The following is a 26,162-nucleotide window of genomic DNA, read 5'->3' on the forward strand; positions in this document are numbered from 1 at the left end:
CTCAGTTTAGCGTGTTCCAGCGGTTTTTGCGACTGGGCAAACGAAAGAAACGTCCCAACAGTAAGCCCAGCAACAAAACGCCGGCCCCGGTCAGGAACCATTGGCGCTGAATGACGTCGCCCGACTGGTCAATCTGTTCTTTCATGATCGCGTTGTCGTTGCGCAGCGAAGCCACTTCCTGTGCCAACTGCTGGTTTTCTTCATTGAGTTTGATCGCATCGCCGGAAATGCTCTCTATTTCTTCCAGCTGTTTGTTGAGTTGAAAATTCTCTTTTTTGACTTTTTTCAGTTCGGCCTGAGTCGATTCAAAGCGTTCGTTCAGGGTGCTTTTTTCCACCTTGAGCTGATTGCGTTCTTTTTCCAGCTTGGACAGACGCTTTTCCTGTTCTTCCAGACGGATCGAGGCAATCGGTTGACTCTGAATCAGGCTGGAAGGCATCCAGCCTTCGATCTCAGTGCCCCGGTGGTTGTAGAGCAGGCGCGCCCAGCCATCGTCCTGAATTTCCAGCACCTTGACCCGCGACCCCGAAGGCAGCATGCGTTTGATTTTGTATTTGTAGCCCGCATTGGAGCGAAACGGGATGTCGATCGAATCGGTGACATAGTGGGTGTAGCCATCGTCGCCGGTTTCGGCCTGTGCCATTGGCATCCAGGCCAGACTGAGCGTCAGGCTCAGACCGATTGCGGCGACCAGGGGATTACATCTGTTCAATTTTGGCATACTGATCCTTTAAATTTTTCAATGCCGATTCGGCATCGTGACGTTTTTGCTGTTCTTTTTTGACCACGGCTTCCGGCGCTTTGCTGACAAAGCCTTCGTTGTTGAGCTTGCCGTTGAGGCGCGCCAGTTCCTTGTTCAGTTTCTGAATGTCCTTGTCCAGACGGCTGAGTTCGGCTTCCTTGTCAATCAGTCCGGCCATGGGAATGAGCACTTTCATCTCACCGACCAGCGCCACGGCGGAATCGGGTGCCTCCGCGTCGGTTGCGATCACGTCGATGCTTTCCAGTCTGGCCAGTTTTTTCAGGAACACCTGGTTGTTTTTTAACCAGGCCTGGTCGTTTTGGTTCATTTGCGCCATCAATACCGGCAGGGGTTTGCTTGGGGCGATGTTCATTTCCGAACGAATCCGGCGAATGCCCATGATCACCTGTTTGACCCATTCCAGTTCGGCCTCGGCCGATTCGTCGATCAACGCTTCGTTGGTCAGCGGGTAGGGCTGGGTCATAATGGTGCGCTGGCTTTGGGTGTCAACGCCCGCCAAAGGCGCGACCGCCTGCCAGGCTTCTTCGGTGATGAACGGGGTGATCGGGTGCAGCAGACGCAACAGGCTTTCCAACACGCGCACCAGCGTGCGGCGGGTGCCGCTTTTTTCGGCGTCGGTCGCAGTCTCGGATTGCAGAATCGGCTTGGACAGCTCCAGGTACCAGTCGCAGTATTCGTTCCAGGTGAATTCATACAGGGCATTGGCCGCCAGATCAAACCGGTAATGCTCGAAATGCTTGTGAATCTGCTGGGTCACCGTTTGCAGGCGAGAGGTGATCCAGGTGTCCGCCAGCGACAGCGTGATTGGCTGAGTCTCGTCCAGTCCGGTGTCTTCGCCTTCGGTGTTCATCAGCACATAACGGGTGGCGTTCCACAGCTTGTTGCAGAAGTTGCGGTAGCCTTCACAGCGGTTCAAATCAAACTGAATGTCGCGCCCGGTGGAGGCCAGAGAGGCAAAGGTAAAGCGCAGCGCATCGGTGCCATAGGCCTCAATGCCGTCGGTAAACTGTCTGCGGGTGGCTTTTTCGATCTTGGCGGCTTTTTCCGGCTGCATCATGCCGGTGGTGCGTTTTTGCACCAGTGATTCCAGATCAATGCCATCGATCAGGTCAATTGGGTCAAGCACATTGCCTTTGGATTTCGACATCTTCTGGCCCTCGGCGTCGCGCACCAGCCCGTGGACATAGACCTGTTTGAAGGGCACTTCGCCAGTGAATTTCAGGGTCATCATTATCATGCGGGCGACCCAGAAAAATATGATGTCAAAGCCGGTGACCAGTACCGAGCTGGGGTGAAATTTTTCCAGTTCCGGGGTTTTTTCGGGCCAGCCCAGGGTGGAGAAAGTCCACAGCGCCGAGCTGAACCAGGTGTCGAGCACATCCTCGTCCTGATTCAATGTCACCGAAGACGCGAGCTGGTGATTGGCCCGCACTTCGGCTTTGGTGCGCCCCACATACACGCGACCTTCGTCGTCATACCAGGCCGGGATCCGGTGTCCCCACCAGATCTGGCGCGAGATACACCAATCCTGAAGGTTGTTCATCCATTCAAAATAGGTGTTTTTCCAGTTTTTGGGCACGAATTCGATGTCGCCGTTTTTGACCGCATCGATGGCCGGTTTGGCCAGTTCTTCGACCGCCACATACCACTGATCGGTCAAAAACGGTTCGATCACCGCATGCGAACGGTCTCCGCGTGGAACCATCAGTTTGTGCGGCTCGATTTTTTCCAGCAGGTCCAACGCTTCCAGGTCTTTGATTGCGGCCTGACGCGCCTCAAAGCGGTCCATTCCCTGGTATTTTTCCGGCACTTCGTCGTTCATGGCCGCATCAATGGTCATCACATTGAGCATGGGCAGATTGTGACGTTTGCCCATTTCATAGTCATTGAAGTCATGCGCCGGGGTGATTTTGACGCATCCGCTGCCAAAGTCTTTTTCCACATAGTCGTCGGCGATGATGGGGATTTCGCGGCCCACCAGCGGCAGGGTGACGGTTTTGCCAATCAGAGACTGATAGCGCTCATCGTCCGGATGCACGGCGACGGCCTGGTCGCCGAACAGGGTTTCCGGGCGTGTGGTTGCCACCACCAGATGGCCGCTGCCATCGCTGAGTGGGTAACGCATGTGCCAGAGGCTGCCCATTTCTTCTTCCGAAGCCACTTCCAGGTCCGACACGGCGGTGTGCAAGACCGGGTCCCAGTTGACCAAGCGTTTTCCGCGGTAAATCAGGTCCTGTTCATACAATTGCACAAACACTTCGCGGACGGCATTGGAAAGCCCGTCGTCCATGGTGAAGCGCTCGCGGCTCCAGTCGGGCGACATGCCCAGACGGCGCAGTTGCTGAGTGATCTGACCGCCCGAGGTCTGTTTCCATTCCCAGACTTTGTCGATAAACGCTTCGCGCCCCAGGTCGTGCTTGCTCAGGCCCTTGGCCGCCAGTTGGCGCTCCACCACCATTTGCGTGGCGATGCCGGCATGATCGGAGCCAGGCTGCCACAGGGTTTCGTCGCCCAGCATCCGGTGGTAACGCGTCAGCGTATCCATGATGGTGTCCTGAAACGCATGGCCCATGTGCAGGCTGCCGGTGACATTGGGCGGCGGGATCATAATGCTGTAATGATTGCCCGTCTGTGAGGGTGCCGGTTTGAAATAGCCCCGGTTTTCCCAGGTTTGATACCATTTGTTTTCGATCGATTGGGGGTCGAAGTGTTTGTCCATGAAATACTGTGTCTTTATGTAGTAAGTTATCGTTATGCTTGTTTGTCTGGCAAGGATACCATGCGACGGTCAGAGCTTTATTTTTTTGGATTGTCTCGTGGAGCTCACTGGCGCATGGTCAGAAACTATAAGCAGAGATTATAGCAAATTCACGTGGATAGAACCCTGTACGAGAGGTCAAAAACGGTCAAAAAAGGTCAAGATTCCTAGGATTTGTATTCAAAAAATGGCTGAGTCCGCTTTTTGAATCAAAGACTGTTTGGATTGAAACGATCAGTCTGAATATTTCATAGAATCCTTGCCTGTATTGTGAAGGTTATTGGTTTTCCAGGAAATGTTTTAAGACACTGCAGTTCGGTTCTTCGTATCAGACGACGTTAACTCTCAATACGGTGCCTTCAAAGATCATGTAAGACCAATACCTTGCGCGATGTTGTCTCCCGTTTAAGGAATGCTCGGATCAAGGGGGGGCGGGTAAATAATGGTTTTCTTTAAGAGGATGTGCAGAGGTAGGATGTTGTGCACTGTGTCACATCAGAATGGATGGCCTGAACCCAACCCGAATATTTACCTTCGGGTTGACTGAGGATTCAGGCCGAAATAGCGCGTTAATTCAATAATGCCAATACGTCGCTTTGACTTTGGTTGGATTGTGCTTGCATGGCAATCTGGGCCTGCTGTAGAACTTGCTCTCGTGTCTGTTCTGTGACGGCTTTTGCATAATCTGTGTCATTTATTTGTGCACGACTGGCTTGTGTGTTGACGTTTTGGTTCATTAAGTTATCGGCAGCGGTTGTCAGGGCATTTTGCTGTGCTCCCATGGAAGATCGGGTCTCTTGTAATCCTTCCATCACGGTTGTCAGCATTTCATTGGCTGCTCTGGCGTCATCAGCAGAATTCAAGCTCAGGCCGGAAAGTCCGGTTGACCCATTGGTCATGTCGGCTAATTGCAATTCGTTTTGACTGCCACCCAAGGCAATATTGACGCTGGCATTTTCGCCATTCAACAGGTTCATGCCATTAAACTGAGTTGTCTGAGCAATTTGGTCAATGCCTTGCAGGGTTTGGGTGAATTGTTGATTCATAGCCTGACGTTGGCTGTCATTGTAAGTGCCGTTCATTGCTTGCACAGACAACCCCGTCAAGGTTTGAATTTGAGATTGAATGTTTTCCAAAGCACCGTCAGCAGTTTGCATGAGGTTGACACCGTCATTGGCGTTACGCACTCCCTGATCCTGCACATTGATTTGCGAGGTCATGGCTGTCACAACAGCCTGTCCCGCAGGGTCATCGGCACTGCGGTTAATGCGACTGCCTGATGCCAGTGATTCATTGGTGGAATCCAATTGGCGATTGTTGAAGTTGGCGTAAGAGTTGTTGGTGCTGATAGAGTCAATAGCCATGGGAACCTCCCGTTTTGGCAGAACTTATGAGTTTTGATCTTGGTTGCAGGCAATTAAGATGACTTCAAGCAAAAAACTCAGCGAAAAAGCATTGCTTTCACTATGTTTATCTTTTATTTTACGGGTTTTAAATAAAAATGGAACCATTAAAAGCTTGAGATGGTTCAAGCCTTTTTCAGAAGGGTTTCAGGAGCATGCATGAGTTGTTGCGGCAAGCAGTTTTGTCAGTTTGAGTTCCCTCCGGGGCCCGCTCTGGTCGATGCCCCGGTGGCGAGTCTGGAGGCGCGTTACCTGTTTTTGCCCTATGGCACCTTGCTGGCAGAAGGCGAAGTGATTCGCATCTGGACCGAGGGCGGCAAAACCAAAAGCGTGGTGCTGGAACACAAGTGGCCCTTGCAGGCGGTCAACGGTCAGTTGGCGATGGACCAGGCATTGATCGGTCGGGAGACGGCGGGCGATTCTGTGCCCTGGCAGTTGGTGGCCATGGATTCCGGTATGGAAGAATCCGAGCTTCGGCATTGGCCGCAGCATCCGTTGCACAACCCGGAAACCCAGCCGGTCATTCTGGTGTTCAATCATCCGATCACGCCCAAGCCCTCTTTGAAAATGCGCTGGCTGGGGTTTTTGTACTGGCTTCGGAATCTTTGATTTCGCGATTCTTCCCCTGTTCATTTTTCAGATAACCACGGTTTTCAGACACAAAAAAACCCGGCCGAGGCCGGGTTGTGTTTCAGAGTGATGATCGCTTACTTGGTAAATTCGGGGTAAGCTTCCATGCCACATTCGGACTGGTCTGCGCCTGCAAACTCATCTTCCTCTGTAATACGGATCCCCATGATCGCTTTGAGGATCAACCACACAATCAAGCTGGTGATGAAGACCCAAGCAAAGATCGCCAGTGCGCCCAGTAGCTGAGCACCCAGGGTGGCATCGCCGTTGGAGAAGATCACCGCGATCAGGCCGAAGACACCGACCACACCGTGGACCGAAATGGCACCGACCGGATCGTCAATCTTGAACTTGGTGTCCAGGATCAGGATGGAGAAGACCACAATCACGCCACCCATCAGGCCGATGAATGAAGCCATCAGCGGGCTTGGTGCCAAAGGTTCGGCCGTGATCGCCACCAGACCGGCCAGAGCACCGTTCAGCATCATGGTCAAATCCGCTTTGCCGAACTTCAGCTTGGACACGATCAGAGCGCCGACCACACCAGCTGCAGCGGCAAGCAAGGTGTTCACAAAGATCATGGCCACCGCATTGGCTTCTTCCACGTTGGAGATTTTCAGCTCCGAGCCGCCGTTAAAGCCGAACCAGCCCAACCACAGGATGAAGGTCCCCAGTGTCGCCAAAGGCAGGTTGGCACCGGGAATCGCACGGGATTCGCCGTTGGGTCCGTATTTGCCTTTACGGGCACCCAGTACCAGAACACCCGCCAAAGCTGCGGCCGCACCGGTCATGTGCACAATCCCGGAACCGGCAAAGTCAGAGAAACCAAGCTCGCTGACGAAACCGCCGCCCCAGGTCCAGAAGCCCTGTACCGGATAGATAAAGCCGGTCAGAACCACGGCAAAGACCAGAAAGGACATCAGCTTCATACGTTCAGCGACGGCACCCGATACCACAGACATGGCGGTAGCGACGAACACGACCTGAAAGAAGAAGTCGGACATGTTGGAGTAGTAAGGCGCGTCGTCCCCACCGGCAATCACAGCAGAGGTGGCATTGTCGCCGCCCAGCAGAAAGCTGATGCCCGGAATGACGGAGTTCACCGAGTCGCCGTACATGATGTTGTAACCCACCAGCATGTACATCAAACACGCAATCGAAAACAGGCCGACATTCTTGGCCAGAATTTCGGTGGTGTTTTTGGTGCGCACCAGACCGGCTTCGAGCATGGTGAAGCCCGCCGCCATCCACATGACCAGCGCCCCGGACATCAAAAAGTAAAACGTATCTAACGCGTAACTGAGTTCAAGTATTTGTTCCATAATATTCAATCCTTTAGCCGTTATCCGAAAAGAGTTGGGTTTCGGTTACAGAGCAACGTCTCCTTGTTCTTCGGTTCGAATGCGAACTGCCTGCTCCAACGAGCTGACAAAAATCTTGCCATCCCCGATTTTGCCGGTGCGTGCCGCACTGCCGATTGCTTCGATCACTGTCTCGACCTTGTCGTCGGCGACGGCAATTTCGATGCGAACTTTGGGAAGAAACTCGATGGCGTATTCCGCCCCTCGATAGATTTCGGTGTGGCCTTTCTGGCGACCGAACCCTTTGGCTTCCGTGACGGTCATCCCATGCACGTCGATTTCATGCAGAGATTCGCGCACATCATCAAGCTTAAAAGGTTTGATAATTGCGACGACTAGTTTCATACTAACCCCTGTTTTGGTGAGTGAAAAAAGGTTTTCATCCGCTTACTAGCCTGGAATGTGCCACCTTTACAAAAACAATGAAAAACAACCAGTTAAATGCTTTTTTTGGCAAGCGATCAAGGCGATATGACTTACTTTGGTGATATGGGGTTCATTTTGGTGCATGGGTAGTTCCGGGTCGGAATCGGTCGTTTCCGGACAGCTGGCGCCCTGGCGCCGACTGTTGCGCGCTCTGCTGGCACAGGTGCTGGCGCTGCTGTTGCTTGCCGTGGGGGTGACGCTGGCCCCTGCGCTGATTGCGCCGCCTTACGAATGGTCGGTGCTGGTGTGGATACAGGGCGGACTGGCCTGGTTGCTCAGCCGGTGGCTGGGGCTGCCACGTTGGTGGGGGCCGATTCAGTTGCTGTTGCCGGTCGGGATTTATTTTGGTGCAGCCTGGTCATTCAGCCCCTGGTGGGCGCTGGGGGCGTTTGCGTTGATCTATCTGTTTTTCGCCAATGCTCTGACCGAGCGGGTGCCGCTGTATCTGACCAACGCCCGGACCCGCCAGGCCCTGATGGATCTGATTCAGGAGCGGGCGTCGGTCCGGTTTGTCGATCTGGGCTGTGGGTTCGGTGGCAATGTGGTCGCGATGCACCGTCAGAATAACGTGGCGGTGGCGCATGGGGTGGAGACGGCGCCGGTGCCGTTTCTGGTGTCGTGGCTCTTGACGCGTTTGCGCGGCGGACAGGTGTTTGCGCGCAATCTATGGCACTTGGATTTGCGCGATTACAATGTGGCCTATGCCTTTTTGTCGACCGAGCCCATGCCGCGTCTGTGGCAGAAAGTGGTGCAGGAAATGCCGGATCAGAGCGTGTTCGTTTCCAACAGTTTTGCTGTGCCCAATGTCGAGCCGGACGAAGTGCTGACTCTGAACGACCGTCGCCAGACCCAATTGTTTGTGTATTATCCGCAACACCACCGCACCGCGATCGATCAGGGGGCACCACCAGGCCTGGTAAAAAATGCAACGGATTGAAACATTCGGATTAGAAACAAGGAAGAACAACCATGTCAGACGCCATACGCTTTCCGCTCACCGATGTTGATCAGCTTCAACGCTGGAGCCGTTTTCTGGTGAATGAAGGCCGACGGGCACCGCATGCGCTGGACGCCTCACTCTGGGAGACGCCTTACGAAGACGGGGCCATGATTGCAAAAATCCAGACCGATCTGGCTCAGAGCGATTCGCTGGCGACGCTGAACAAAAAACTGCGCCAGTATCGCCGGGAAGAGATGATGCGCATTGCCCTGCGCGATTTGAGTGGGCTGGCCGATTTGCCGGAATCGATGCGAGACCTGTCGGACCTGGCCGATGCGCTGGTGGGCGGGGCACTGGACTGGCACACTCAGGCATTGACCGAGCGTCACGGTACGCCCATCGGTGAGCATTCGGGCGAGCCACAGAAACTGCTGATCATCGGCATGGGCAAGCTCGGTGGGCAGGAACTGAATTTCTCTTCCGACATCGATCTGATTTTTGTCTACCCGGAAAAAGGCCAGACTGAAGGGGGCAAGCGCCCGCTGGCCAATGACCAGTTTTTTACCCGTCTGGGCCAGGCACTGAACAAATCCCTGACCGAGTTCACCCCGGACGGCACCGTTTACCGTGTGGACATGCGATTGCGTCCGTTTGGCCAAAGCGGACCTCTGGCGGTGAGCTTTGCGGAAATGGAAAACTATTATCAGGTGCACGGTCGCGCCTGGGAGCGGTATGCGCTGGTCAAAGGACGGATTATGGCGGGCGATGTCGAGCAGGGCAAAGAGCTGTTTGATATTTTGCGCCCGTTTGTCTACCGCAAGTATGTGGACTTCACCGCGATCGAATCCCTGCGTGAACTTAAGCAGATGATCAATGTGGAGGTGCAGAAAAAGGACCGCTTTCACAATATCAAACTGGGGCCGGGTGGCATTCGCGAGATCGAATTCATTGTGCAGGCGTTTCAGCTGGTGCATGGCGGGCGCGAACCGGCGTTGCAGGGGCGCGCCTTGTTGCCGACGCTGCAAACCCTGGTCGAGCGCCAGTTTATCGAGGCGGACACGGCGGAAGATCTGAAAGCCGCCTATGTGTTTTTGCGGCGCGCGGAAAACCGTCTGCAGATTTGGAACGACCAGCAAACCCATGATCTGCCGGGCGACCCGGAGCCACGTCAGGCACTGGCCGAATCCATGGGCTATGCCGATTACGCTGAATTTCACGAGGCGCTGGAAGCCAAACGCGATTTTGTGCAACAGGAATTCGATGCGGTCTTCGCCCAGAAGGAAGAGGACGCGCGCGAAGAAGACGGTTTTGACCAGGCCTGCATGAACGGCCAGGTGGACCCGGCGTCACTGGAAGCGTTGAACCTGCCGGACGCGGAAAAACTCAGTCGCCTGCTCAATCATTTTTACACCCAGCGGCCTTACACCCATGCCAGCTCCGAGGCGCTGAACCGTTTTGACGGGGTCATGCCTTTGCTGCTGCGTCAGCTGGCGCACACCGAACAGCCGGCGTTGGCGCTGGAGCGGGTGCTGCGGGTGCTGACCACGATCATGGGGCGCAGTGTCTATCTGGTGCTGCTCAAGGAAAACCAGCAGGCGGTCAAGCACCTATTGCAGCTGTGCGAACTCAGCAGTTGGACCACCGACATGCTGGTCAAATACCCCTCGCTGCTGGATCAGTTGCTGGATGAGCGCATTCTGTACGAACCGCTGCTGGCCGATGCGCTTCTGGCGGAAGCCGTGGAAATCCGTGAGCGTCATCAGGGCGATGATGAAGTGTTTATGAACGAGTTGCGTCAGTGGAAGCATGCCCAGGTGTTTCGTGTGGCCGCCGCCGACATCACCGGGCATTTGCCCATTATGAAGGTCAGTGATTATCTGACCTGGATTGCCGAAGCCGTGGTCAAAGTGGCGACCGATTACGCTTGGTATTTCATGCAGGGGCGCAGCGGTCTGCCCGGTGGTTGTGACAGCCCGGATGCCTGCCCGCTGACGGTGATCGGTTACGGCAAACTCGGCGGCATCGAGCTGGGTTACGGCTCGGATCTGGACATCGTGTTTGTCTATGATGCCGACTCGTCATTGAAAAGTCAGGGCGACAAGCCGCTGGAAAACCACGTGTATTTTATGCGTCTGGCACAAAAGATCATCTCGATTCTGACCACCTTTATGCCCACGGGCACCTTGTATGAAGTGGATACGCGTTTGCGTCCCAATGGCGAAAGCGGCATGATCGTCACCGACATGGCCGCGTTTGAAGCCTACCAGCAAAACAAGGCCTGGACCTGGGAACATCAGGCACTGGTGCGCACGCGGGCGATGGCAGGCGATGCGTCGGTGATGGCGCGCTTTGCCGATTTTCGTAAACAGATATTGGCGCGTGAACGCGACAAGCCGGAGCTCAAGCAGGCCGTGGTGGAAATGCGTGACAAGATGCGGCGCTCGCTCGACAAGACCAACGCCGAGGTGTTTGATCTCAAGCAGGGTCGGGGCGGCATTGTCGACATTGAATTCATGGTGCAGTATTTTGTGTTGGGCTATGCCGGTGAGATTGCAGAGCTGCTCCAATGGTCAGACAACATTCGACTGCTGGAGGCCATCGCGCAGCAGCAATTGCTGCCCGAGTCCGAATCGCAAGCACTGATCGACGCCTACCGGCATTACCGGGCGCGTTACCACCGTCTAGCCCTGCAAAACAAAAAAGCCCGCGTCCCGGCGGATGAATACGCCGACGATCGCGAAGCGGTGGCCGCCATCTGGGATCGGGTGATGACGGAACAGTGCGATCTGAAAGGTGGGTGTGTTTAACCAACAGATCCTGATAAACAGGTCATCAGATTTCGCAGGTCACGCAACGCTCGGGTTTGAGTTGGTTGCGCTGCACATCCTGTAGGTTGTCTAGGGTGGTGGCGGTGATGTTGTCCAGCGCTTCCTGGGTGAAAAACGCCTGATGCGCGGTGATCAACACATTGGGGAAGGTGATCAGGCGTTCGAACACGTCGTCGTGGATGATTTCTTCGGAATGGTCTTCAAAAAACAGGTTGTCTTCCTGCTCATACACATCAATCCCCAGATAGCCAATCTGGCCTTTTTTCAGCCCATGAATCAAGTCCTTGGCTTGCATCAAGCCACCGCGACTGGTGTTGATCAGCATCACCCCCGGTTTCATTTTGGCAATGGAATCGGCATTGATCATGTGCTCGGTCTGCGGGATCAACGGCACATGCAGGCTGATGATGTCACTTTGCGCGTACAGCTCGTCCAGTGACACATATTTCCCGCCCAGTTGGGTCACCCGCTCACTGGGATAAGGGTCGTAGGCCAGCACCTTCAGGCCCAGTCCACGCAGAATGCGCACGGTTTCCTGACCGATGCGGCCGGTGCCGATGACCCCGGCGGTTTTTTCAAACAGATCAAACCCGAGCAATCCCTCCAGAGTGAAATTGCTGTCGCGCACGCGATTGAAGGCTTTGTGGGTTTTGCGGTTGAGCGTCATGATCAGTGCCAGCGCATGTTCGGCCACCGCCTGCGGCGAATAGGCCGGTACCCGCAGAATCGTGACTTTGTGTTGCTGCGCCGCTTTGGCGTCCACATTGTTGAACCCGGCGCAGCGCAACACAATTGTGTCGATGCCATAGCCCACCAGCTGCTCAATCACTTCGGCATCGGCGTGATCGTTCACAAACAGGCAGACCGCATCAAACCCCTTGGCCAGAGGCACGGTTTTGGGCGACAGATGCACATCGAAATAATCCATTTCAATGCCCATGTCTGGGGTGAGCATCTTCTCAAACTGGCGTTTATCGGTTTTGGTGGTGCTGAAGCAGGCAACTTTCATGGTCTTCCTCGAAAATAGTGCGAACAGTGGTAGTCAATCAGTTTTTATCCTAACAAATCCCACACAAAAATAAACGACACCTTTGCGACGTCTGGATGACAAAGCGGGGTCATTGCCGGAGATGTCGAAGGGGCTTGGCGCAAAGACGGTTTTATTTCATGGCGTTGATGACACGGACTGGCATGGGCACAGGGGCGAAAGCCCCCGGTCACGGTTTGGGTGGGTATTGCTGCAGAATTTCCTGCACCATCTCGTGGATGCGTTCGTCCAGTGTCGTGGTGTCTGGATGGTCCGGTAATACGGTGGTGCCGGTGCCGCGCCAGATCAGTTGGTGGTTCTGGTCGAGCAGGTCGATTTTCAGAACGCTTTCGTTCTGCGTTTCTATGTCCGGGTTGGTGCGCCAGAGAACGCCACCAAAGACAGAGCCCGTTCCGGTGCCCATGCCGATGGAGGTGCCAAACGGAGAACTGCCCACGGTTTTTTCGGTGCTGGCATGGTAGGTCATGTAAGCGTCGGAATCGGTGTCTGCGTCCACCAGCTTCAGGCCTTTGGCCGGGAGCTGATCCTCAATGGCCTGCTCAATGCGTTTGGCGATGAGCGGGTTGTCTTTGGCAAAGTCGACCGCTTTGGGGGCGGTTTGGTCTTCCGCAGGCAACCAGCTCAGACTCTGGATCTGACTGAAATCGGCCTGACGTTCGTAATCGTGGCTGACTTGCACCGTGCTGCAGCCGCTCAGCCACAACAGCCACGGACCGATCAGTCCAAGTGACAGAAAACGAAGCAGATTTTTTGGGTGGCGTTTTTGAGTTGTCATGACTTCATTATGTGCTTTTGCCGTCAGCCGTCAATGCTTTTCTTTTGGGGGGGGGATCGGGACAGGGGCGCAAGCCAGGCGTTGACACCAGGCCTGGTGGTTTTTGGTTCTTCGCAGTTGTGGCTGGCGATTGTATGTTCAGGTGGCTTTGCGGGTAATGAAAAAGCCGCCCACCAGTACCGGAAACGCGCCCAGTACCTGGGTCCAGGTTGGGGCATCCTGCAGAATCCACCAGGCCAGACCCATGGTCAGCAGAGGCGACAGCGCAAACAGGGCGTTCACTTTGGTGATCGGCAGCCGGTGTAGGGCCTCGATCCAGAAAATCTTGGACACCACAAAGACCCCACCACCGATCAGAAACAGCCACAAAAGCTGTTCTTCGATCGCTGGCCAGGCGGGCGCCGGTTCAAACAGCTGTGCCAGCAAGTATAAAACAGGCAAGGCGATCAGACTGCGCACCATCAGAATGGTTTCGCTGGAAACGTGGGTGCGGGCTTTTTTCTGAAACAGGTTGGCAAAGGGCGCGATGATGGCGGCCATGAGCGCCAGCCCATCTCCGGGGTTCAGGGTCAGTTTGCCCGGAAACAGAATGATCAGCGCCCCTACCGTCATCAGGACCACGCCGATCAGGTGGGTGCGGTCCAGCGTCTCGCCCCAGCGCCGTCCCAGAAACAGGTAGCTGAACAGCACCTGCATAAACAGGATGATGGCCACATGCGACGGCGAGGTATGGTTCAGCGCCAGAAAAATCAGGCTGAACAGAGTGGTGATGAACAGACTGGTCAAGGCCAGATCCCGCCAGGCCTGGGTGCGGGTCAGTTCTTTCAGTTTGCCGCGCAGCGCCACCCAGCCGATGAGCAGAACGGTGGCGATGACCAGACTGTAAAAATAGGCATGCAGTGCGCCCAGTGCGGCGACGGCAAAAAACGCGAAAATCGGAAAGTGGGCTTCGATGACCGACAGGGCAATGGCATAGGCTTCGCCCTGTTTCTGGCTTCGGTGAGCAGACTGTGACAAAAATGGACTCCGTATTAAAGCGGTTCTTTCGTGTACGGCTTTCAAAAACCCTTCAAGACCGATTAAGATCTTTCAGCTCCGCTCAGGGTGACACCATCGTCATCCCGACGGAGCGGAGGGATCTTCCTGATTGGGTGACATCCCTGAACACCTTTCAGCGTCACTCAGTGTGACAGCGGTTCAGGCTAGGGCCGGTTCAAGTGTTTCTGCTTGAAGGCGGCGAACGATTTTTTGATGTCGTAGTCTAGCATAGGTTTTCGCGCGGAAAGACCCCAATCCAGGCACTGGTGGGGCGATTGAATGGCCTCAAGCAGGGCCTGCATCCAGCCGGCCTTGTTCAGGGCGGGCAGAATGCGTCCGGTCTGGTCATCGGTCACCAGCGTTTGTGGGCCGCCCCGGTCGCTGACCAGACAGCCGAGGCCGCTGGCCTGCGCTTCCATCACCACCTGGCCCAGGGTGTCGGTCACCGACGGAAACACAAACAGATCGGCGCTGGCATAGACAATCGACAGGGCTTCACCGCGAATCGGGCCGGTAAAATATACATGGTGTTTTGCCAGACTGGCGGCCTTTTTCCGGTAGCGGCCTTCGCCCACCAGAATCAGGTCCGCGCCCAGATCTCCGTGGAGGCTTTGCAATGTCTGCCAGACATCCAGCAGAAAGGGAATCCCTTTTTCGATGTTGATGCGGCCGACGTACAGCAGCTTTTTGCGTTCGGGGTCAAGCCCGAATTCCCGCCAGACAGAACCGTCCCGGTGACAGGGGTGAAACCGGTCCAGCCGCGTGCCCGGCGGCAAGGTGGTGATCCGGTCTGCGGGCAGGGCAATGTCGGTTTGCATGATCGATTCATAAGCTTTGGAGCGGGAAAACACCTGGGAAAAAGGCTGGTAAAAGCGGGCCATGACCTTGTCGGTGCGGCCTTTGACCCAGTGGGAGCGGGTCAGATCCAGCAGGTAGGCCGGAAAATCGGTGTGGTACGTGCCGATCAGAGGCAGTGCCATTTTTTCGGCTTCCTGTTTGGCGAGCCAGCCGAAGGGGCCGGGGGTGGAAATGTGCACCGAATCCGGCTTCATCTCCTGCAAAACGCCTTTTAAATGCTGTCTGGAAGGCCAGACCAGATCCATTTCCTGATAAAACGGCATCGGCACTCTGGCCCGCCAGGGCAGATTGGTGATCCAGGGCGCGTCAGGCAAAGGCTTGGCGGTGCTGGTGATCAGTCTCAAATCCAGATCGGGGTCTTCGGCGGCCAGTTCGCCCATGTCCTGAATAAAGCGCGAAACCCCGTTCAGGTCGCCCAGTGTGTCGGTAAACAAACAAACTTTGTGCATGATCCAGTCTCGTAAATGCCAATGGCTGAGACTAGCGCGTTTTCTGACGGCCTGAATGAAACCTTTGTGAGGGTTGTGTGACGTTTTGATGAAATGCGTCAGTCCTGAGGCATCCACTGTGTCATGGGTTGGGGAATGTAGGCCAGATTGTGCAGGAACTGCCGGGATGCGCCACGCCAGGTGTATTCGGGAATGGTTTTGGCCAGATCCGGGTGTTTGAGCGACTGGGCATCGATGATCGCGGTATAGAGGTCGCTCGAGAGCACGCCATTGAGGTCCGGGGTGATAATGTCTTTGGGACCGGTCACGGGAAAGGCCGCCACGGGGGTGCCGCAGGCAATGGCCTCGATATTGACCACGCCGAAGGTGTCGGTCAGCGACGGAAACACAAACGCACGCGCCCCGGCGTAAAGACCGGCCAGATTGGCACCGGATTGAGCTCCGGTAAACAGGGCATCGGGGTAATCGGTTTCCAGCGCATCGCGTTCCGGCCCGTCTCCCACCACCACTTTCTGGCCGGGCAGATTCAGGTCCAGAAACGCACGCAGATTTTTTTCCGGTGCGACCCGTCCGACGTACAGATAATAGGTTTCTGCCAGGCCTGGTGGTTTTTGATAGTCCGGCGATCGGTCGGCGTGGGGATGGAAGTAGCGATTGTCCACGCCGCGGGTCATGTGGGTCAGGTGTGAGAATCCGGCGCGGCTCAGGGTTTCCCGCATGGAAGCGGTGGGCACAAAGGTGCGCGTGGCCGGGCGGTGAAAGCGGCGCAGCAGGGCGTAGGTCCAGCTTTCCGGAATGGGTGCGCGGGCACGCACATATTGCGGGTATTGGGTGTGATAAGCCGTGGTAAACGGCCAGCCCCAGCGCTTGGCCAGCTTACGGGCCTTCCAGCCCAGCGCGCCTTCGGTCGCAATGTGCAGCGCTTCGGGTTCGAATTGGCGCAACCGTTCTGCCAGATCCGGTGCCCGCCAGACCCAGGGGATTTCCTTGTAAGTGGGCAGCGGAATGCTGGGGTAATCGCCGGGCTGGATCACATCCACCTCTATGCCCTGATTCTGCAGTTGCTTCACCAGTTGCGAAAGGGTGGTGACCACGCCATTGACCTGGGGCGACCAGGCATCGGTGACCAGTGTCAGGCGGCGGATAGCGGGGTGTGTTGTCATAAAGCAGGCTCGGTCATTCAGTAAACAACGATTATCGTTGGTCAATGTGACAGGCGTGAGCAGATTGGATGACAGTGAGATGAAAGCGGTGGTCTGGCTGTCATGCAACCGTCATCAAAGCGTCACGCGGTTGTTGTGTCGGCTTTTTAAACTGGCTGCAAAATCCAAACAGAGCGAACACAAGACTGATGACGGAGACCGATCAACTGGCGGACAACGCCTTGCCCGACTGGATGGCATCCATTGAATCCGACGATCTGATTGTGGCCGAAAACGACCACCAGACCAATTGGTATCGCAGCATTTTCATTTCCGATGTGCATTTGGGGTCCAAAGCGGCCAAGGCCGAATTTCTGGCCGAATTTCTGAAATACCACCAGTGCGATAAATTGTTTCTGGTCGGCGACATCATCGATGGCTGGCGCTTGAAAAAACGTATTTTTTGGCCGCAGACCCACACCAATGTGATCCGCCGGATTCTGACCAAAGCCAAACGCGGTACCGAAGTGGTGTTTGTGACCGGCAACCACGACGACTTTCTGCGCCGCTATTCCGGGATCGATTTCGGCAATATTCAACTGACCGACGAGGCCGAACACGAAACCCTCAACGGGGATCGGCTGCTGGTGGTGCATGGCGACAAGTACGACAGCGTGATCCAGACTCAGAAATGGTTGGCGGTGGTGGGCGATTGGGGCTATGAAACCCTGGTGCTGCTCAACCGCCATTTCAACCGTCTGCGCCAGAAATTCGGCATGGGCTACTGGTCTCTGTCGGCGTACGTCAAACACAAGGTCAAATCCGCGGTGTCGTTTATCACCGCCTACGAAGAAGCCGTGGTCAAAGACTGCCGGGAACAGGGGTATGATGGCGTGGTCTGCGGGCACATCCATCACCCGGAAATCCGCAAGATCGACGAGATCGACTATTACAACTGCGGGGACTGGGTGGAGTCCTGCACCGCGATGGTGGAAACCGCCAGCGGCGAACTCAAATTGCTGAAATGGGTCGACATCCAGCACGCGCAGAATCGGGAACAGCCCTTGCCAGCAAGCGCTCAGCCAGCGGAGCCGGAGGTGGCGCGTGAGCAAGTTTGAGCAAAGGCCCTCCGGGCTGGCCAATGTGCATTCCCATGCAATGAAACCTGGGCACCGGGGCTTTGTCCGCATCATCAAAGCGGCGGGGTATTCCTGGCACGGCATCAAGGCCTGTTACAAAAACGAAGCCGCATTCCGCCAGGAGCTGTGGTTGCTGGTGGTGCTGACGCCCTTGTCTATGTGGCTGTCGACCAACGCGGTCGAGTTTCTGTTGCTGATCGGTTCGGTGGTGTTGCTGCTGGTGGTGGAACTGCTCAATACCGCGATTGAAATGGTGGTGGACCGACACGGCGAAGAATGGCACCCGCTGGCCAAACTGGCCAAAGACATGGGCTCGGCCGCGGTGTTTGTGATGATGGCCCTGGCCGGGCTGGTGTGGCTCACCATCGCCATCTCCCGCTTCGGCTGGCAGTGGTTTTAAGTCCGTAATCGATGCCTTTTTAACCAGGCCTGGTCAAAAAGGCAGGAATGCCGCTCTTAAAAGACCTTTCGGCTTTACTAAAAATGCCAGATGAAAAGTTATGTCAACCGTTAGCTCAAATTTCCCATTATAAGCTTCACTTTTTTATGAATTCTTGGGGCTGATAAGATCACGTCGTTTCAGATTAGATTCGTCTGATGTTTTTTGAACAATTTCCAACGCATGCTGCAATATGGCTTTACGCCAGGAAGATGGTTCAAGCACCTCGATTTTCGATCCAAAGCCCATTAGCCACCACTGTGTTTGCTGGTCATTCGGAACCATCGCGGTCAGCCGCATTTGGTGAGGGTTATCGGTTTTTTCCAGTGTTTGGTGTTCGCTCACTGGCGTTTCTTTGAGGTGCCAAGCCGTATCCGCATCTATCAAGGCTTTCAGGGTAATATTCTGTTCATCAACTGGATAGCCAAACGCGCCCGATTTTACATAGTCTTCAAGGCAGAAATTTGGTTGTTGTCGGCTGTTTTGATCAAGTATCTCAATCGACTGAAATCGATGTAAAGCAAATTGCCTGACGTTTTCATAATCGTTGACCATGGCGAGTAAGTATGTACTGCTATGCCTAACGACTAAACCCAAAGGATGCAGGCGGTAAATTTTGCATTCGTTCTTTTTTCGGCTCAAATACTCAGAATTCAAAACCTTTCCCATTAACAGACCTTCCGTAACACTCCTCCAAATGCATTCGGGTATTTCGGCTGGAATTAAGCTCTTGCCGTTAGGGACGGCTTTGATTTGATGACGCCAATGCTGAAATAAATTCCGCTTTTGCCCATCTAAAAAATCGCGCGCCTGTTGAAATTGCGGTTGCAGTTTATCAAAAGCAATCGCGGGTAATAACGGCTGCAAGTGCTCTTCCGCCAAAACCCAGCTTAAGGCGCTGATCGCGTCCAATGCGGGTAGGTTACTTTTGTAGCCTTCACGAAAACTCCAGCGGTAAGGTTTTTGGCTGCTGTCGCAATCAATCGGGAAATAAGTGGATAACTTCTCAAGGTCGCGCTGCACCATGCGCATAGAGACCTCAAAGCCCTCTTCTTCCATGAACGACACCAGGGTCGTCGTGTTCTTGTAAAAAGGTGAGCGTGGAATGGATTGCATTAAAGCAATTAAGCGAAAAAGTGTTTCAGATTGACTCATGTCGGATATTGAAACTCCATATGAAAACGTGACAGCAGTGTATCAGAGCGACACTCTATGACGCTGGGAAATGTTAACTTTGTACGGAAGTTAACGTTTTTCGCCGAATATTTCAGCCAGAGTGCCGAGTAATGGTCCATTAATGACTTCCTGTTTAAGGGCTGCGCTGCCGCACTTGGGGCAATTTTCGGGTATGGGTTTAAATTGAACATCGGATTGGGGGGCGTAAGTTCTTGACCAACCACAATTTTCGCAAATCAATTTGAAGGGTTTCGGTTTCCAGGCCATGAATTCACCTATGAGGATATAAAAAATAAGAGATATTTATATTACATAGAAATAAAGATAATTTGGTAAAAGTTTATTGAATAAAACCGTGTAAAAAACTTGTTTGACAAATTAGGAAGCCGCGATTATTATTACGTATCTTTGACAAGTTCATAAACGCTCAAGATGATCACCAACTATGAGTCTAACAGCAAAATCACTAAAAGCACATCATCGAAAAATTCGTGACGAACACCCTGCTCCTCTGAGTTTGAGGGTTCACAGGGCGATCAGTTGGCTTGCAAAAGCCGAACTGTCGGAAGATCATGATACTCGGTTTATTATGCTTTGGATTGCCTTTAACGCCGCCTACTCTCAAGATACCGGGCTAACTCACATCAGCGACAGTCATAAATTCAACCAGTTTCTTGACCGGATGGTTCAACTGGATGACCACAATGCATTACAGCAGCATCTATGGAAAGAATTTACCCAAGCCATTCGCGTACTTCTGGACAATCCTTATGTTTATCAACCCTACTGGAACCACCAAAATGGGATTGAGGGTTATGAAGACTGGCAAATGACCTTCACCAAGGCAAAACAAGCTGCGCAGCATGCACTTATGACTAAAGATACAGCAAAAGTGCTAGGCATAGTGTTTCACCGACTCTACACCCTACGAAACCAAATTATGCACGGAGGCGCAACCTGGAACGGTCAAACCAACCGCCAACAACTCAAAGATGCGACTCAGATTCTTGGAAAAATCGTACCAATCATAATCAACATCATGATGAGCCACCCAGAACAAATCTGGGGTGAAGCATGTTATCCGGTTGTAGAGTAAAGAATAAATCAATGGTGCGTAAAGTTTTACTAAATCTAAATTGAATATAAAAAGGAATTAATCAAGACCTGAATTAAGTATAAAAATTAAAAAATTTTATCACATAGTATCAATAATTATATCTATAGTATCTTTTAACCCGTAGTGTATTTTATAATGAAGTGCAAGGAAAATATCATGTTTTTACAAAATCTATCTTTAATTGAGAAAAAATCTTTTTTAGCTATTGCACATCACATAGCTAGAAGTGATGGTGATTTTTCTGAAAAGCAAAAAATGATTATTTCTCAGTATTGTGATGAAATGTTAGTGAGTAATGTTGACTTTGATGAGTCAACTTTTAATTTGGACTCTGAATTAAGTAAAGTTAAATCTCCAGAATCACAAAAAATTATGCTTCTTGAATTAATGGCATTAGTTTATTCAGATGACCAATTACATGAAAGTGAAAAAGAAGTAATTGATGCAATGGTTAAGGATTTTAACCTTTCAGAGGAGGTGATTAACATTTATGCTCAGTGGGGCAAGTCTATGATTGCTCTAATGAGTCAAGCCAATTCTTTAATTAAGTTGTAAAGGGGTATCTCTTATGCCATTACCATTATTAATTGGTCCAGCAGTTGCAGCAGGAATTTACGGCGCAAAAAAAGGTTACGATGCTAAAAAAGACTATGATTTAGCAAAAATTTACAATCGCGAAGCGGAAGAGATTTATGAAGAAGCTCAAGAGAGTTTGAATTTTACACGAGAACATGCAAATGAGGCTTTGGAAAATTTAGGTGAAATCAAGTACAAATTAGCAACAGCCGATTATGTTGATTTTCACAAAACGTGGGATCAATTAACCAAAAATTATCCAGATCTTTTAAATGAATATTTGAGCGGTGAGCGTGATAAAAATTCCGGTCAGTTAGAAAAAGAATTTTTTGGTGCTGTTGAAACAAGCAGACTAGAGAGTTCAGAACTAGTATCTGGTGGTTTTGCAGCTTTGGGCTCAGGTGGAGTTGCTGGGTTAGCTGCATATGGCGGCGTAGGTATGCTTGGTACAGCTTCAACTGGTACTGCAATTGGTTCATTGAGTGGAGCGGCTGCCACAAATGCGACATTAGCTTGGTTAGGTGGCGGTTCTCTTGCTTCTGGCGGGTTAGGTATGGCAGGAGGTGCAGCAGTTTTGGGAGGGGTCGTTGCTGGACCAGTTCTTGCTATTGGGGGGGCTGTAATGGCGTCCAAAGCAGAAGAGTCTAAGGAGCGTGCTAAAGAAAATGTCGCCAAGGCCAAAGTTGCTGCAAAGGAAATGAAGGTTGCAGAAGTAACAACTAATTCGATTAAAAAATCATGTGATTTAACTCAGAAAACTTTAGTAGATTTGTCTGAGGTTCTTGAAGCTCAGGTCAAGAATGTGAACACTCTTATATCTCATAATGTTGATTTAGATGCTCTTAGACCGTATGCGATGATTATGTTAGCAGCATTTGAATCAAGTTTTTCTATCTACATAACAAAAGCTTTAACTGACGAAGGTACTTCTAATCCTCAATTAGAAAAGACTGTCGAGAAACAAGTCGGCAAATTCAACGATAAATTTGAAGAAATTGAGCCTCAGATTCTTTAAGTAAAAATATTTAGATATATTTTAAACTTCCTCTCTCTTCTATTGGAAAAGAGAGGTTTAGGTAATTTAAAAAATATGAATAAAATTGAAACCAATGAAGAAATGATTGAGTTTATTATAAAAACTCATATAGACCATTATCTCAATCAGACTTTCCCTGACCCCCATCCTCTAGCTGATATCTTAAATAAACCTTTGCCAGGTTCTCATTTAGTGACTCCAAGAGGGCTTTATACGCATCATGGTATTTATATTGGTAATGATCGAGTAATACATTATTCTGGGTTAGCTGATGGTTTAAACTCCGGGCCGGTTGAGGAGGTTTCCTTATCGGATTTTTGTAATGGAAAAGGGGTTAAAGAAAGAGCTCATAATAATTCTGTATACAGTGCACAAGAAATTGTTTCACGGGCAAAATCAAGGTTAAGTGAACAAGATTATAATCTGGCATTTAATAATTGTGAGCACTTCGTAAACTGGTGTATTTATGATGTTCAAAAAAGTGAGCAAGTTGATGCAGTTATGTCCACGGGGGCGAAAGCTGTTCCTGGTGCCAAGCATGTTCACGAAGGTTTTCAGGTTACGAGGTCACTGAAGGCTTATAGCGATGGAAAAATTTCTAAAGAAAAACTGCGAGGTGACATTGCGGAAACAGCTTTTTCAGCTACATCTGCAGCGTATTATGGTGCATTAGGGCAAGCTGCAATTCCTGTGCCTATAATAGGTTTTATGGTAGGCGCAACTGTGGGTGTAGTTGTCTCTAATTCAATAAAAAACACAGGTATCTTATCTTTTGGTGCTCACTCTGCTGCGATTGCTGCAAAAAAACGGCGTGAAGAAATTGAAAGGATGTCACAAAGACTTATTCCAATTTTAGAAGAAGCACGACACAGATTAGAGCAGCACTTTGACCGTGAGCTAGGGAATAAGCAAAAAGTTTTCAATTCGCTTTTTAGTGACCTCGACTTGGCAATCCAAAATAACGATACTCAATCTAGTGTAAATGCTTTGAATAATATTGCAGGCCTAGCTGGTAGAAAACTTTCCTTTTCTGATGAAGAGGATTTTAAAAATAAGTATTTCTAAAAGAACTTTATTTTTACTTTTTGTGGGACTGATTAGGTATGATCTACTCAAATAATTAATACCATATATAGGAAAAAATTATGTAATATGTTTTGATTATTTTGATGTTTAAATTTATTTAGTGACTGTTTACACCAAGTGGTCAAAAACAATGCTTTATTTGCAAAAACAAGGTGTTGCAATAATTAACATTTTAAGTGGTATTAAATGAACTTTCCATGCACGTATTGTGGTCAGTGTTGCAAGCATATTTCTCATATAAAAGAATTGTCGTCTTTTGATATTGGTAATGGTGTTTGCAAACACTTAACTGAAGAAAATCTTTGTGCTATTTATGAAGAACGTCCAGAAGTCTGTCAAACAGATGTAATGTATAAAAAATATTACGCCAAGCAAATGTCGGAAAGTGAATTTCTTCAGCTTAACGCTAAGGCGTGTAATTCAATGCAACATCAAGTCAATTTGCCGGAAAACTTTAGGGTTAATCTTGGTTTTCCTTCTGTTCATAAGTGTTAGTGATGGTATCTATCATATATTTAAAAATTGCATCATCTAATGGCTCATCTGGGTATTTTTCCTCAATGTCATCAATGGTGCTTTTGACTTCTGGTTCGAGTGCTTGCATGTCTTGAATAAATTCTTGTCCAATGTTTTGAAAATCCCAGATAAGCTCTTGCAAAGCGTCTTTAAGTGGATAACTGAAATTAAGCATGGTGTTCTCCTATTGGTTGAGTTCACTGTTAGAATATATCATGTGAGCGTCGTATGGTGACGCCTAGGTGTTTTCTTGAAGCAATTTGTTTATTTGGTTCATGGGTTTCACAGTGATAGCGCTTCAATGCATTTTTTGGCTAGACGGTTGAAACCTTTTTATGATGATGTATTCACGATTGATGTCGGTTTAAGTTTTTCGACAATCGACGATGCGGTTGATCGTTTGCTGGAACAAGTCTTAAAAATGGATTTTTATCAGGCAAATTTTATTGGTCATAGCACAGGTGGTATCGTAGTTCGACATCTGCTTAACAGAGAAGCGACGTTAGCTAAAAAAACATGTTCAGTCATCCTTTTAGGTGTGCCGAGTCGCGGAACACCTTTGGCAGATTTACATCAGAAATATATCCCTAAATCCATACGAGGTATTCACCCGCTCATCGTGGAACTTACTAAAACGCATTATTTTTCATCAGATTTAACTCGGTTTCCTGATTCAATAGCCGTTGGCGGGATTGCTGGTATACAAAGTTGGGAGAGTACCCGGGCTTTTTTTACGGATTTAAACGATGGTGTTGTTGAGTACAGTTCGGTCTGGCTTCCTGAAATGAAAGATATGGTAGCCTTTCCGTTAGATCATCAAGAGCTGACACAAAACGAAAAGGTTGTTAAATCCATCCTCTATTTTTTTGAAAATCAACATTTTCCAATTCATTTATATCGGTTACAAAATATGAATATAGAAGACAAGTTTGCTTACCTTTACCAGCATTATGTTTTTGATGACTTCTTTGACGTGCTGAAAAATCCAAATATAGAAATTGCGACTATGGGAGGTAAAGTATTTTGGAAAAGCTTAAAAGAAATAGAAGGCTGGAAATTGCAACAGAACAAAACTACTGGGCATCTGAGAGTTCTAAATCCAAGTAATATCCGAAAAGCATGGGGTTCAAAGTCTCATTTAGAGCAGGCAATGGATATAGTAATGAGTCGTGTAGCAACCGATCAGCCGTGGTCAGGAAAGAGCTGACCGGATTAACGGGCTTGTTTTCGCCAGTTAATAAACGGTCGCCTCAGACAAACCTTCTTCCTGGGCAACTTCGGCCACTGTTCGATTGTTGGGTGGCAGCAGTTTTTTCAGTACGGCCTCACGTCGTTGTTTTGGGTATTTCATTTGGTCCACTGTCAGCCCCACTTTATTTAGAGAGTGTAACATCTCAAGTGAAGTTCCAACTATCTTGACAGAGGGGAAAGTGGTCTTTCTGGTAATGCACCGCTCTTAAAAGACCCTTCGGCTTTGCTCAGGGTGACAAGGTTTTATGTAGGATTTCAGCGCCACGCTCTGGTCAAGTGCTGATCTCTCGGCTTATCCCATATGATCGTTCTGGCGGAATTCGTTCAGGCGGTGTAGCAGGAATTCCAGTTCGGCGTGTTTTTCTTCTTTTTCGTGGACTTTCTCTTCCAGAAAATCGACCACTTTTTTGTGCAGTTTCAGTTTGTTCAGCGAGTTGATGTTGGTGATCCCGCCGGGGTTGAGCACGTTCACTTCCAGAATCTTGTCGCCGATCATGTCCACACCGACAAAATACAGTCCGTCTGCGGCCAGTTTGGGGCCGATTTTGCGGCAGATCGCCATTTGCGATTCGGTCATGGTGTATTTGTGGGCGGTGCCGCCAATCTGGATGTTGGCACGGACATCGCCTTCTGGCGGTTTGCGGTTGTAGGCACCGATGAATTTTCCGTTGAGCATCAGTACGCGCACGTCGCCTTCTTCGGCGCCTTCAATGTATTCCTGCACAATCACGTAGCTTTTGTCGGTGCTGTGAATGTAGAAGTCCAGAATCGAGTTGATGCTGGTCTGGGCGTTTTTTTCCAGCACAATCACGCCATGCCCGCCAGAGGCATTGAGCGGCTTGAGGATGACCTTGTCGCCGGGCATGTCATCGATCATCTGGCGGATGTAGTCCTTGTTTTTGGACACATGGGTGATCGGTAAAAAGCTGTTGTGCGGGTCGTTGAAGGTGGTGGTGTAGAGTTTGTTGTTGGCTTTGCGAATGCCGTCGACGTCGTTGACGATCACGGTCTGGTTTTTGACCGAATCCAGAAAGTTGAACACCATCGGGTCAATCGGCGGATCGCGGCGGATCATGATGCAGTCCAGCCCGTGCAGCGGCATCATCTGCAACTGAAATTTGACCTTTTTGTAGAATTGGGTCATGTTCTCGGGGATTTTGTCCATCGGTTCGATGCGGCGCATGTAGCCGTGGGTGACGTTGTTGCGCACGGTCAGATTGCTGGGGGTCAGAATGGCGATTTTGTGGCCACGCTGCAGGCATTCTTTGATGATGCGCAGGGTGGAATTTTTGGTTGGCGTAATCTGATCCCAATCTTCCAGAATAAACCCGATGTTCATGTACATGCCCAATATCCTCCGGCGTGCTTTGGAAAGGTTTCATTTTGCGGCTTTTGCAGCAAAATGCA

General features: G+C 50.9%; 25 protein-coding genes. 12 read left to right on the forward strand and 13 right to left on the reverse strand.

The window, feature by feature from the left end; translation table 11 throughout:
• Nucleotide 1: 1 nt before the first annotated feature.
• The 3 genes from A377_RS0108670 to A377_RS0108680 form a co-directional block, all read right to left on the reverse strand.
• On the reverse strand, nt 2-721 hold the full coding sequence (locus A377_RS0108670) for a TIGR04211 family SH3 domain-containing protein (RefSeq protein ID WP_019895917.1): 720 nt from the start codon (nt 719-721) through the stop codon (nt 2-4).
• Nucleotides 699-3,482, reverse strand: coding sequence for a valine--tRNA ligase (locus A377_RS0108675; protein WP_019895918.1), 2,784 nt, complete (start codon nt 3,480-3,482; stop codon nt 699-701). Before A377_RS0108675 ends, A377_RS0108670 begins: the two co-directional genes overlap by 23 nt.
• Nucleotides 3,483-4,090: 608 nt before the next feature.
• The gene (locus A377_RS0108680) at nt 4,091-4,885 is read right to left on the reverse strand and encodes a flagellin (RefSeq protein ID WP_019895919.1); all 795 of its coding nucleotides are present in this window, start codon (nt 4,883-4,885) and stop codon (nt 4,091-4,093) included.
• Nucleotides 4,886-4,943: 58 nt separating this feature from the next.
• Here A377_RS0108680 and A377_RS13135 point away from each other — a divergent pair, with 58 nt between their 5' ends.
• Both A377_RS13135 and A377_RS0108685 read left to right on the forward strand, forming a co-directional pair.
• Nucleotides 4,944-5,087, forward strand: coding sequence for a hypothetical protein (locus A377_RS13135; RefSeq protein ID WP_157760804.1), 144 nt, complete (start codon nt 4,944-4,946; stop codon nt 5,085-5,087).
• Nucleotides 5,084-5,533 carry a hypothetical protein gene (locus A377_RS0108685; protein ID WP_019895920.1) on the forward strand — a complete coding sequence of 150 codons (450 nt, stop codon included), beginning with the start codon at nt 5,084-5,086 and terminating at the stop codon, nt 5,531-5,533. The genes A377_RS13135 and A377_RS0108685 overlap by 4 nt, the downstream gene beginning before the upstream one ends.
• 98 nt (nt 5,534-5,631) lie before the next feature.
• Here the strand turns inward: A377_RS0108685 and A377_RS0108690 are convergent, their stop codons facing one another.
• Nucleotides 5,632-6,876: an ammonium transporter gene (locus tag A377_RS0108690; protein WP_019895921.1), complete on the reverse strand. Its 1,245-nt coding sequence runs from the start codon at nt 6,874-6,876 to the stop codon at nt 5,632-5,634.
• A 45-nt stretch (nt 6,877-6,921) separates the two neighbouring features.
• The gene (locus tag A377_RS0108695; RefSeq protein WP_019895922.1) at nt 6,922-7,260 is read right to left on the reverse strand and encodes a P-II family nitrogen regulator; all 339 of its coding nucleotides are present in this window, start codon (nt 7,258-7,260) and stop codon (nt 6,922-6,924) included.
• A 163-nt stretch (nt 7,261-7,423) separates the two neighbouring features.
• Here A377_RS0108695 and A377_RS0108700 point away from each other — a divergent pair, with 163 nt between their 5' ends.
• Both A377_RS0108700 and glnE read left to right on the forward strand, forming a co-directional pair.
• Nucleotides 7,424-8,278, forward strand: a complete 855-nt coding sequence (locus A377_RS0108700; RefSeq protein ID WP_019895924.1) for a hypothetical protein — start codon at nt 7,424-7,426, stop codon at nt 8,276-8,278.
• Nucleotides 8,279-8,310: 32 nt separating this feature from the next.
• A complete protein-coding gene (gene glnE / locus A377_RS0108705) occupies nt 8,311-11,088 on the forward strand; it encodes a bifunctional [glutamate--ammonia ligase]-adenylyl-L-tyrosine phosphorylase/[glutamate--ammonia-ligase] adenylyltransferase (protein ID WP_019895925.1) in 2,778 nt (925 codons plus the stop codon).
• 25 nt (nt 11,089-11,113) lie between these two features.
• On the opposite strand, the gene A377_RS0108710 is transcribed toward glnE, so the two are convergent.
• From A377_RS0108710 to A377_RS0108730, 5 genes are all read right to left on the reverse strand, one after another.
• Nucleotides 11,114-12,118, reverse strand: a complete 1,005-nt coding sequence (locus tag A377_RS0108710; protein WP_019895926.1) for a 2-hydroxyacid dehydrogenase — start codon at nt 12,116-12,118, stop codon at nt 11,114-11,116.
• 208 nt (nt 12,119-12,326) lie between these two features.
• Entirely contained in the window at nt 12,327-12,932 is a 606-nt protein-coding gene (locus A377_RS0108715) for a DUF4136 domain-containing protein (protein ID WP_019895927.1), read from the reverse strand.
• A 138-nt stretch (nt 12,933-13,070) separates the two neighbouring features.
• Nucleotides 13,071-13,949, reverse strand: a complete 879-nt coding sequence (locus A377_RS0108720) for a DMT family transporter (protein WP_019895928.1) — start codon at nt 13,947-13,949, stop codon at nt 13,071-13,073.
• Nucleotides 13,950-14,134: 185 nt separating this feature from the next.
• Nucleotides 14,135-15,277, reverse strand: coding sequence for a glycosyltransferase family 4 protein (locus A377_RS0108725; RefSeq protein WP_157760806.1), 1,143 nt, complete (start codon nt 15,275-15,277; stop codon nt 14,135-14,137).
• A 98-nt stretch (nt 15,278-15,375) separates the two neighbouring features.
• Nucleotides 15,376-16,440: a glycosyltransferase family 4 protein gene (locus A377_RS0108730; RefSeq protein WP_028485407.1), complete on the reverse strand. Its 1,065-nt coding sequence runs from the start codon at nt 16,438-16,440 to the stop codon at nt 15,376-15,378.
• 188 nt (nt 16,441-16,628) lie between these two features.
• Between A377_RS0108730 and A377_RS0108735 the strand changes: the two genes are divergently transcribed.
• Entirely contained in the window at nt 16,629-17,537 is a 909-nt protein-coding gene (locus A377_RS0108735; protein ID WP_019895931.1) for a UDP-2,3-diacylglucosamine diphosphatase, read from the forward strand.
• Nucleotides 17,524-17,958 carry a diacylglycerol kinase gene (locus tag A377_RS0108740; RefSeq protein ID WP_281168806.1) on the forward strand — a complete coding sequence of 145 codons (435 nt, stop codon included), beginning with the start codon at nt 17,524-17,526 and terminating at the stop codon, nt 17,956-17,958. Before A377_RS0108735 ends, A377_RS0108740 begins: the two co-directional genes overlap by 14 nt.
• A gap of 144 nt (nt 17,959-18,102) precedes the next feature.
• Here A377_RS0108740 and A377_RS0108745 read toward each other — a convergent pair whose 3' ends face one another.
• The gene (locus A377_RS0108745; RefSeq protein ID WP_033422858.1) at nt 18,103-19,152 is read right to left on the reverse strand and encodes a helix-turn-helix transcriptional regulator; all 1,050 of its coding nucleotides are present in this window, start codon (nt 19,150-19,152) and stop codon (nt 18,103-18,105) included.
• Between the two features lie 466 nt (nt 19,153-19,618).
• On the opposite strand from A377_RS0108745, the gene A377_RS0108750 reads away from it, so the two are divergent.
• From A377_RS0108750 to A377_RS13400, 5 genes are all read left to right on the forward strand, one after another.
• The gene (locus A377_RS0108750) at nt 19,619-20,269 is read left to right on the forward strand and encodes a HEPN domain-containing protein (protein WP_028485410.1); all 651 of its coding nucleotides are present in this window, start codon (nt 19,619-19,621) and stop codon (nt 20,267-20,269) included.
• Nucleotides 20,270-20,446: 177 nt separating this feature from the next.
• A complete protein-coding gene (locus A377_RS0108755) occupies nt 20,447-20,845 on the forward strand; it encodes a tellurite resistance TerB family protein (RefSeq protein ID WP_019895935.1) in 399 nt (132 codons plus the stop codon).
• A gap of 13 nt (nt 20,846-20,858) precedes the next feature.
• Nucleotides 20,859-21,881 carry a hypothetical protein gene (locus A377_RS12305; RefSeq protein WP_019895936.1) on the forward strand — a complete coding sequence of 341 codons (1,023 nt, stop codon included), beginning with the start codon at nt 20,859-20,861 and terminating at the stop codon, nt 21,879-21,881.
• 75 nt (nt 21,882-21,956) lie between these two features.
• Nucleotides 21,957-22,967, forward strand: coding sequence for a lecithin retinol acyltransferase family protein (locus tag A377_RS13020; RefSeq protein ID WP_083919140.1), 1,011 nt, complete (start codon nt 21,957-21,959; stop codon nt 22,965-22,967).
• Nucleotides 22,968-23,174: 207 nt separating this feature from the next.
• Nucleotides 23,175-23,483: a YkgJ family cysteine cluster protein gene (locus A377_RS13400; protein WP_083919141.1), complete on the forward strand. Its 309-nt coding sequence runs from the start codon at nt 23,175-23,177 to the stop codon at nt 23,481-23,483.
• Here A377_RS13400 and A377_RS0108775 read toward each other — a convergent pair.
• On the reverse strand, nt 23,449-23,679 hold the full coding sequence (locus A377_RS0108775) for a hypothetical protein (protein ID WP_019895941.1): 231 nt from the start codon (nt 23,677-23,679) through the stop codon (nt 23,449-23,451). The two genes, A377_RS13400 and A377_RS0108775, sit on opposite strands and share 35 nt — an antisense overlap.
• A 75-nt stretch (nt 23,680-23,754) precedes the next feature.
• On the opposite strand from A377_RS0108775, the gene A377_RS12310 reads away from it, so the two are divergent.
• Nucleotides 23,755-24,711, forward strand: coding sequence for an esterase/lipase family protein (locus A377_RS12310; RefSeq protein ID WP_157760808.1), 957 nt, complete (start codon nt 23,755-23,757; stop codon nt 24,709-24,711).
• Nucleotides 24,712-25,047: 336 nt separating this feature from the next.
• On the opposite strand, the gene gshB is transcribed toward A377_RS12310, so the two are convergent.
• Nucleotides 25,048-26,100, reverse strand: coding sequence for a glutathione synthase (gshB, locus tag A377_RS0108790; protein WP_019895945.1), 1,053 nt, complete (start codon nt 26,098-26,100; stop codon nt 25,048-25,050).
• Nucleotides 26,101-26,162: the final 62 nt, after the last annotated feature.

The sequence above is a fragment of the Hydrogenovibrio halophilus DSM 15072 genome (assembly GCF_000384235.1).
Taxonomy (GTDB): Bacteria; Pseudomonadota; Gammaproteobacteria; order Thiomicrospirales; family Thiomicrospiraceae; genus Hydrogenovibrio; species Hydrogenovibrio halophilus.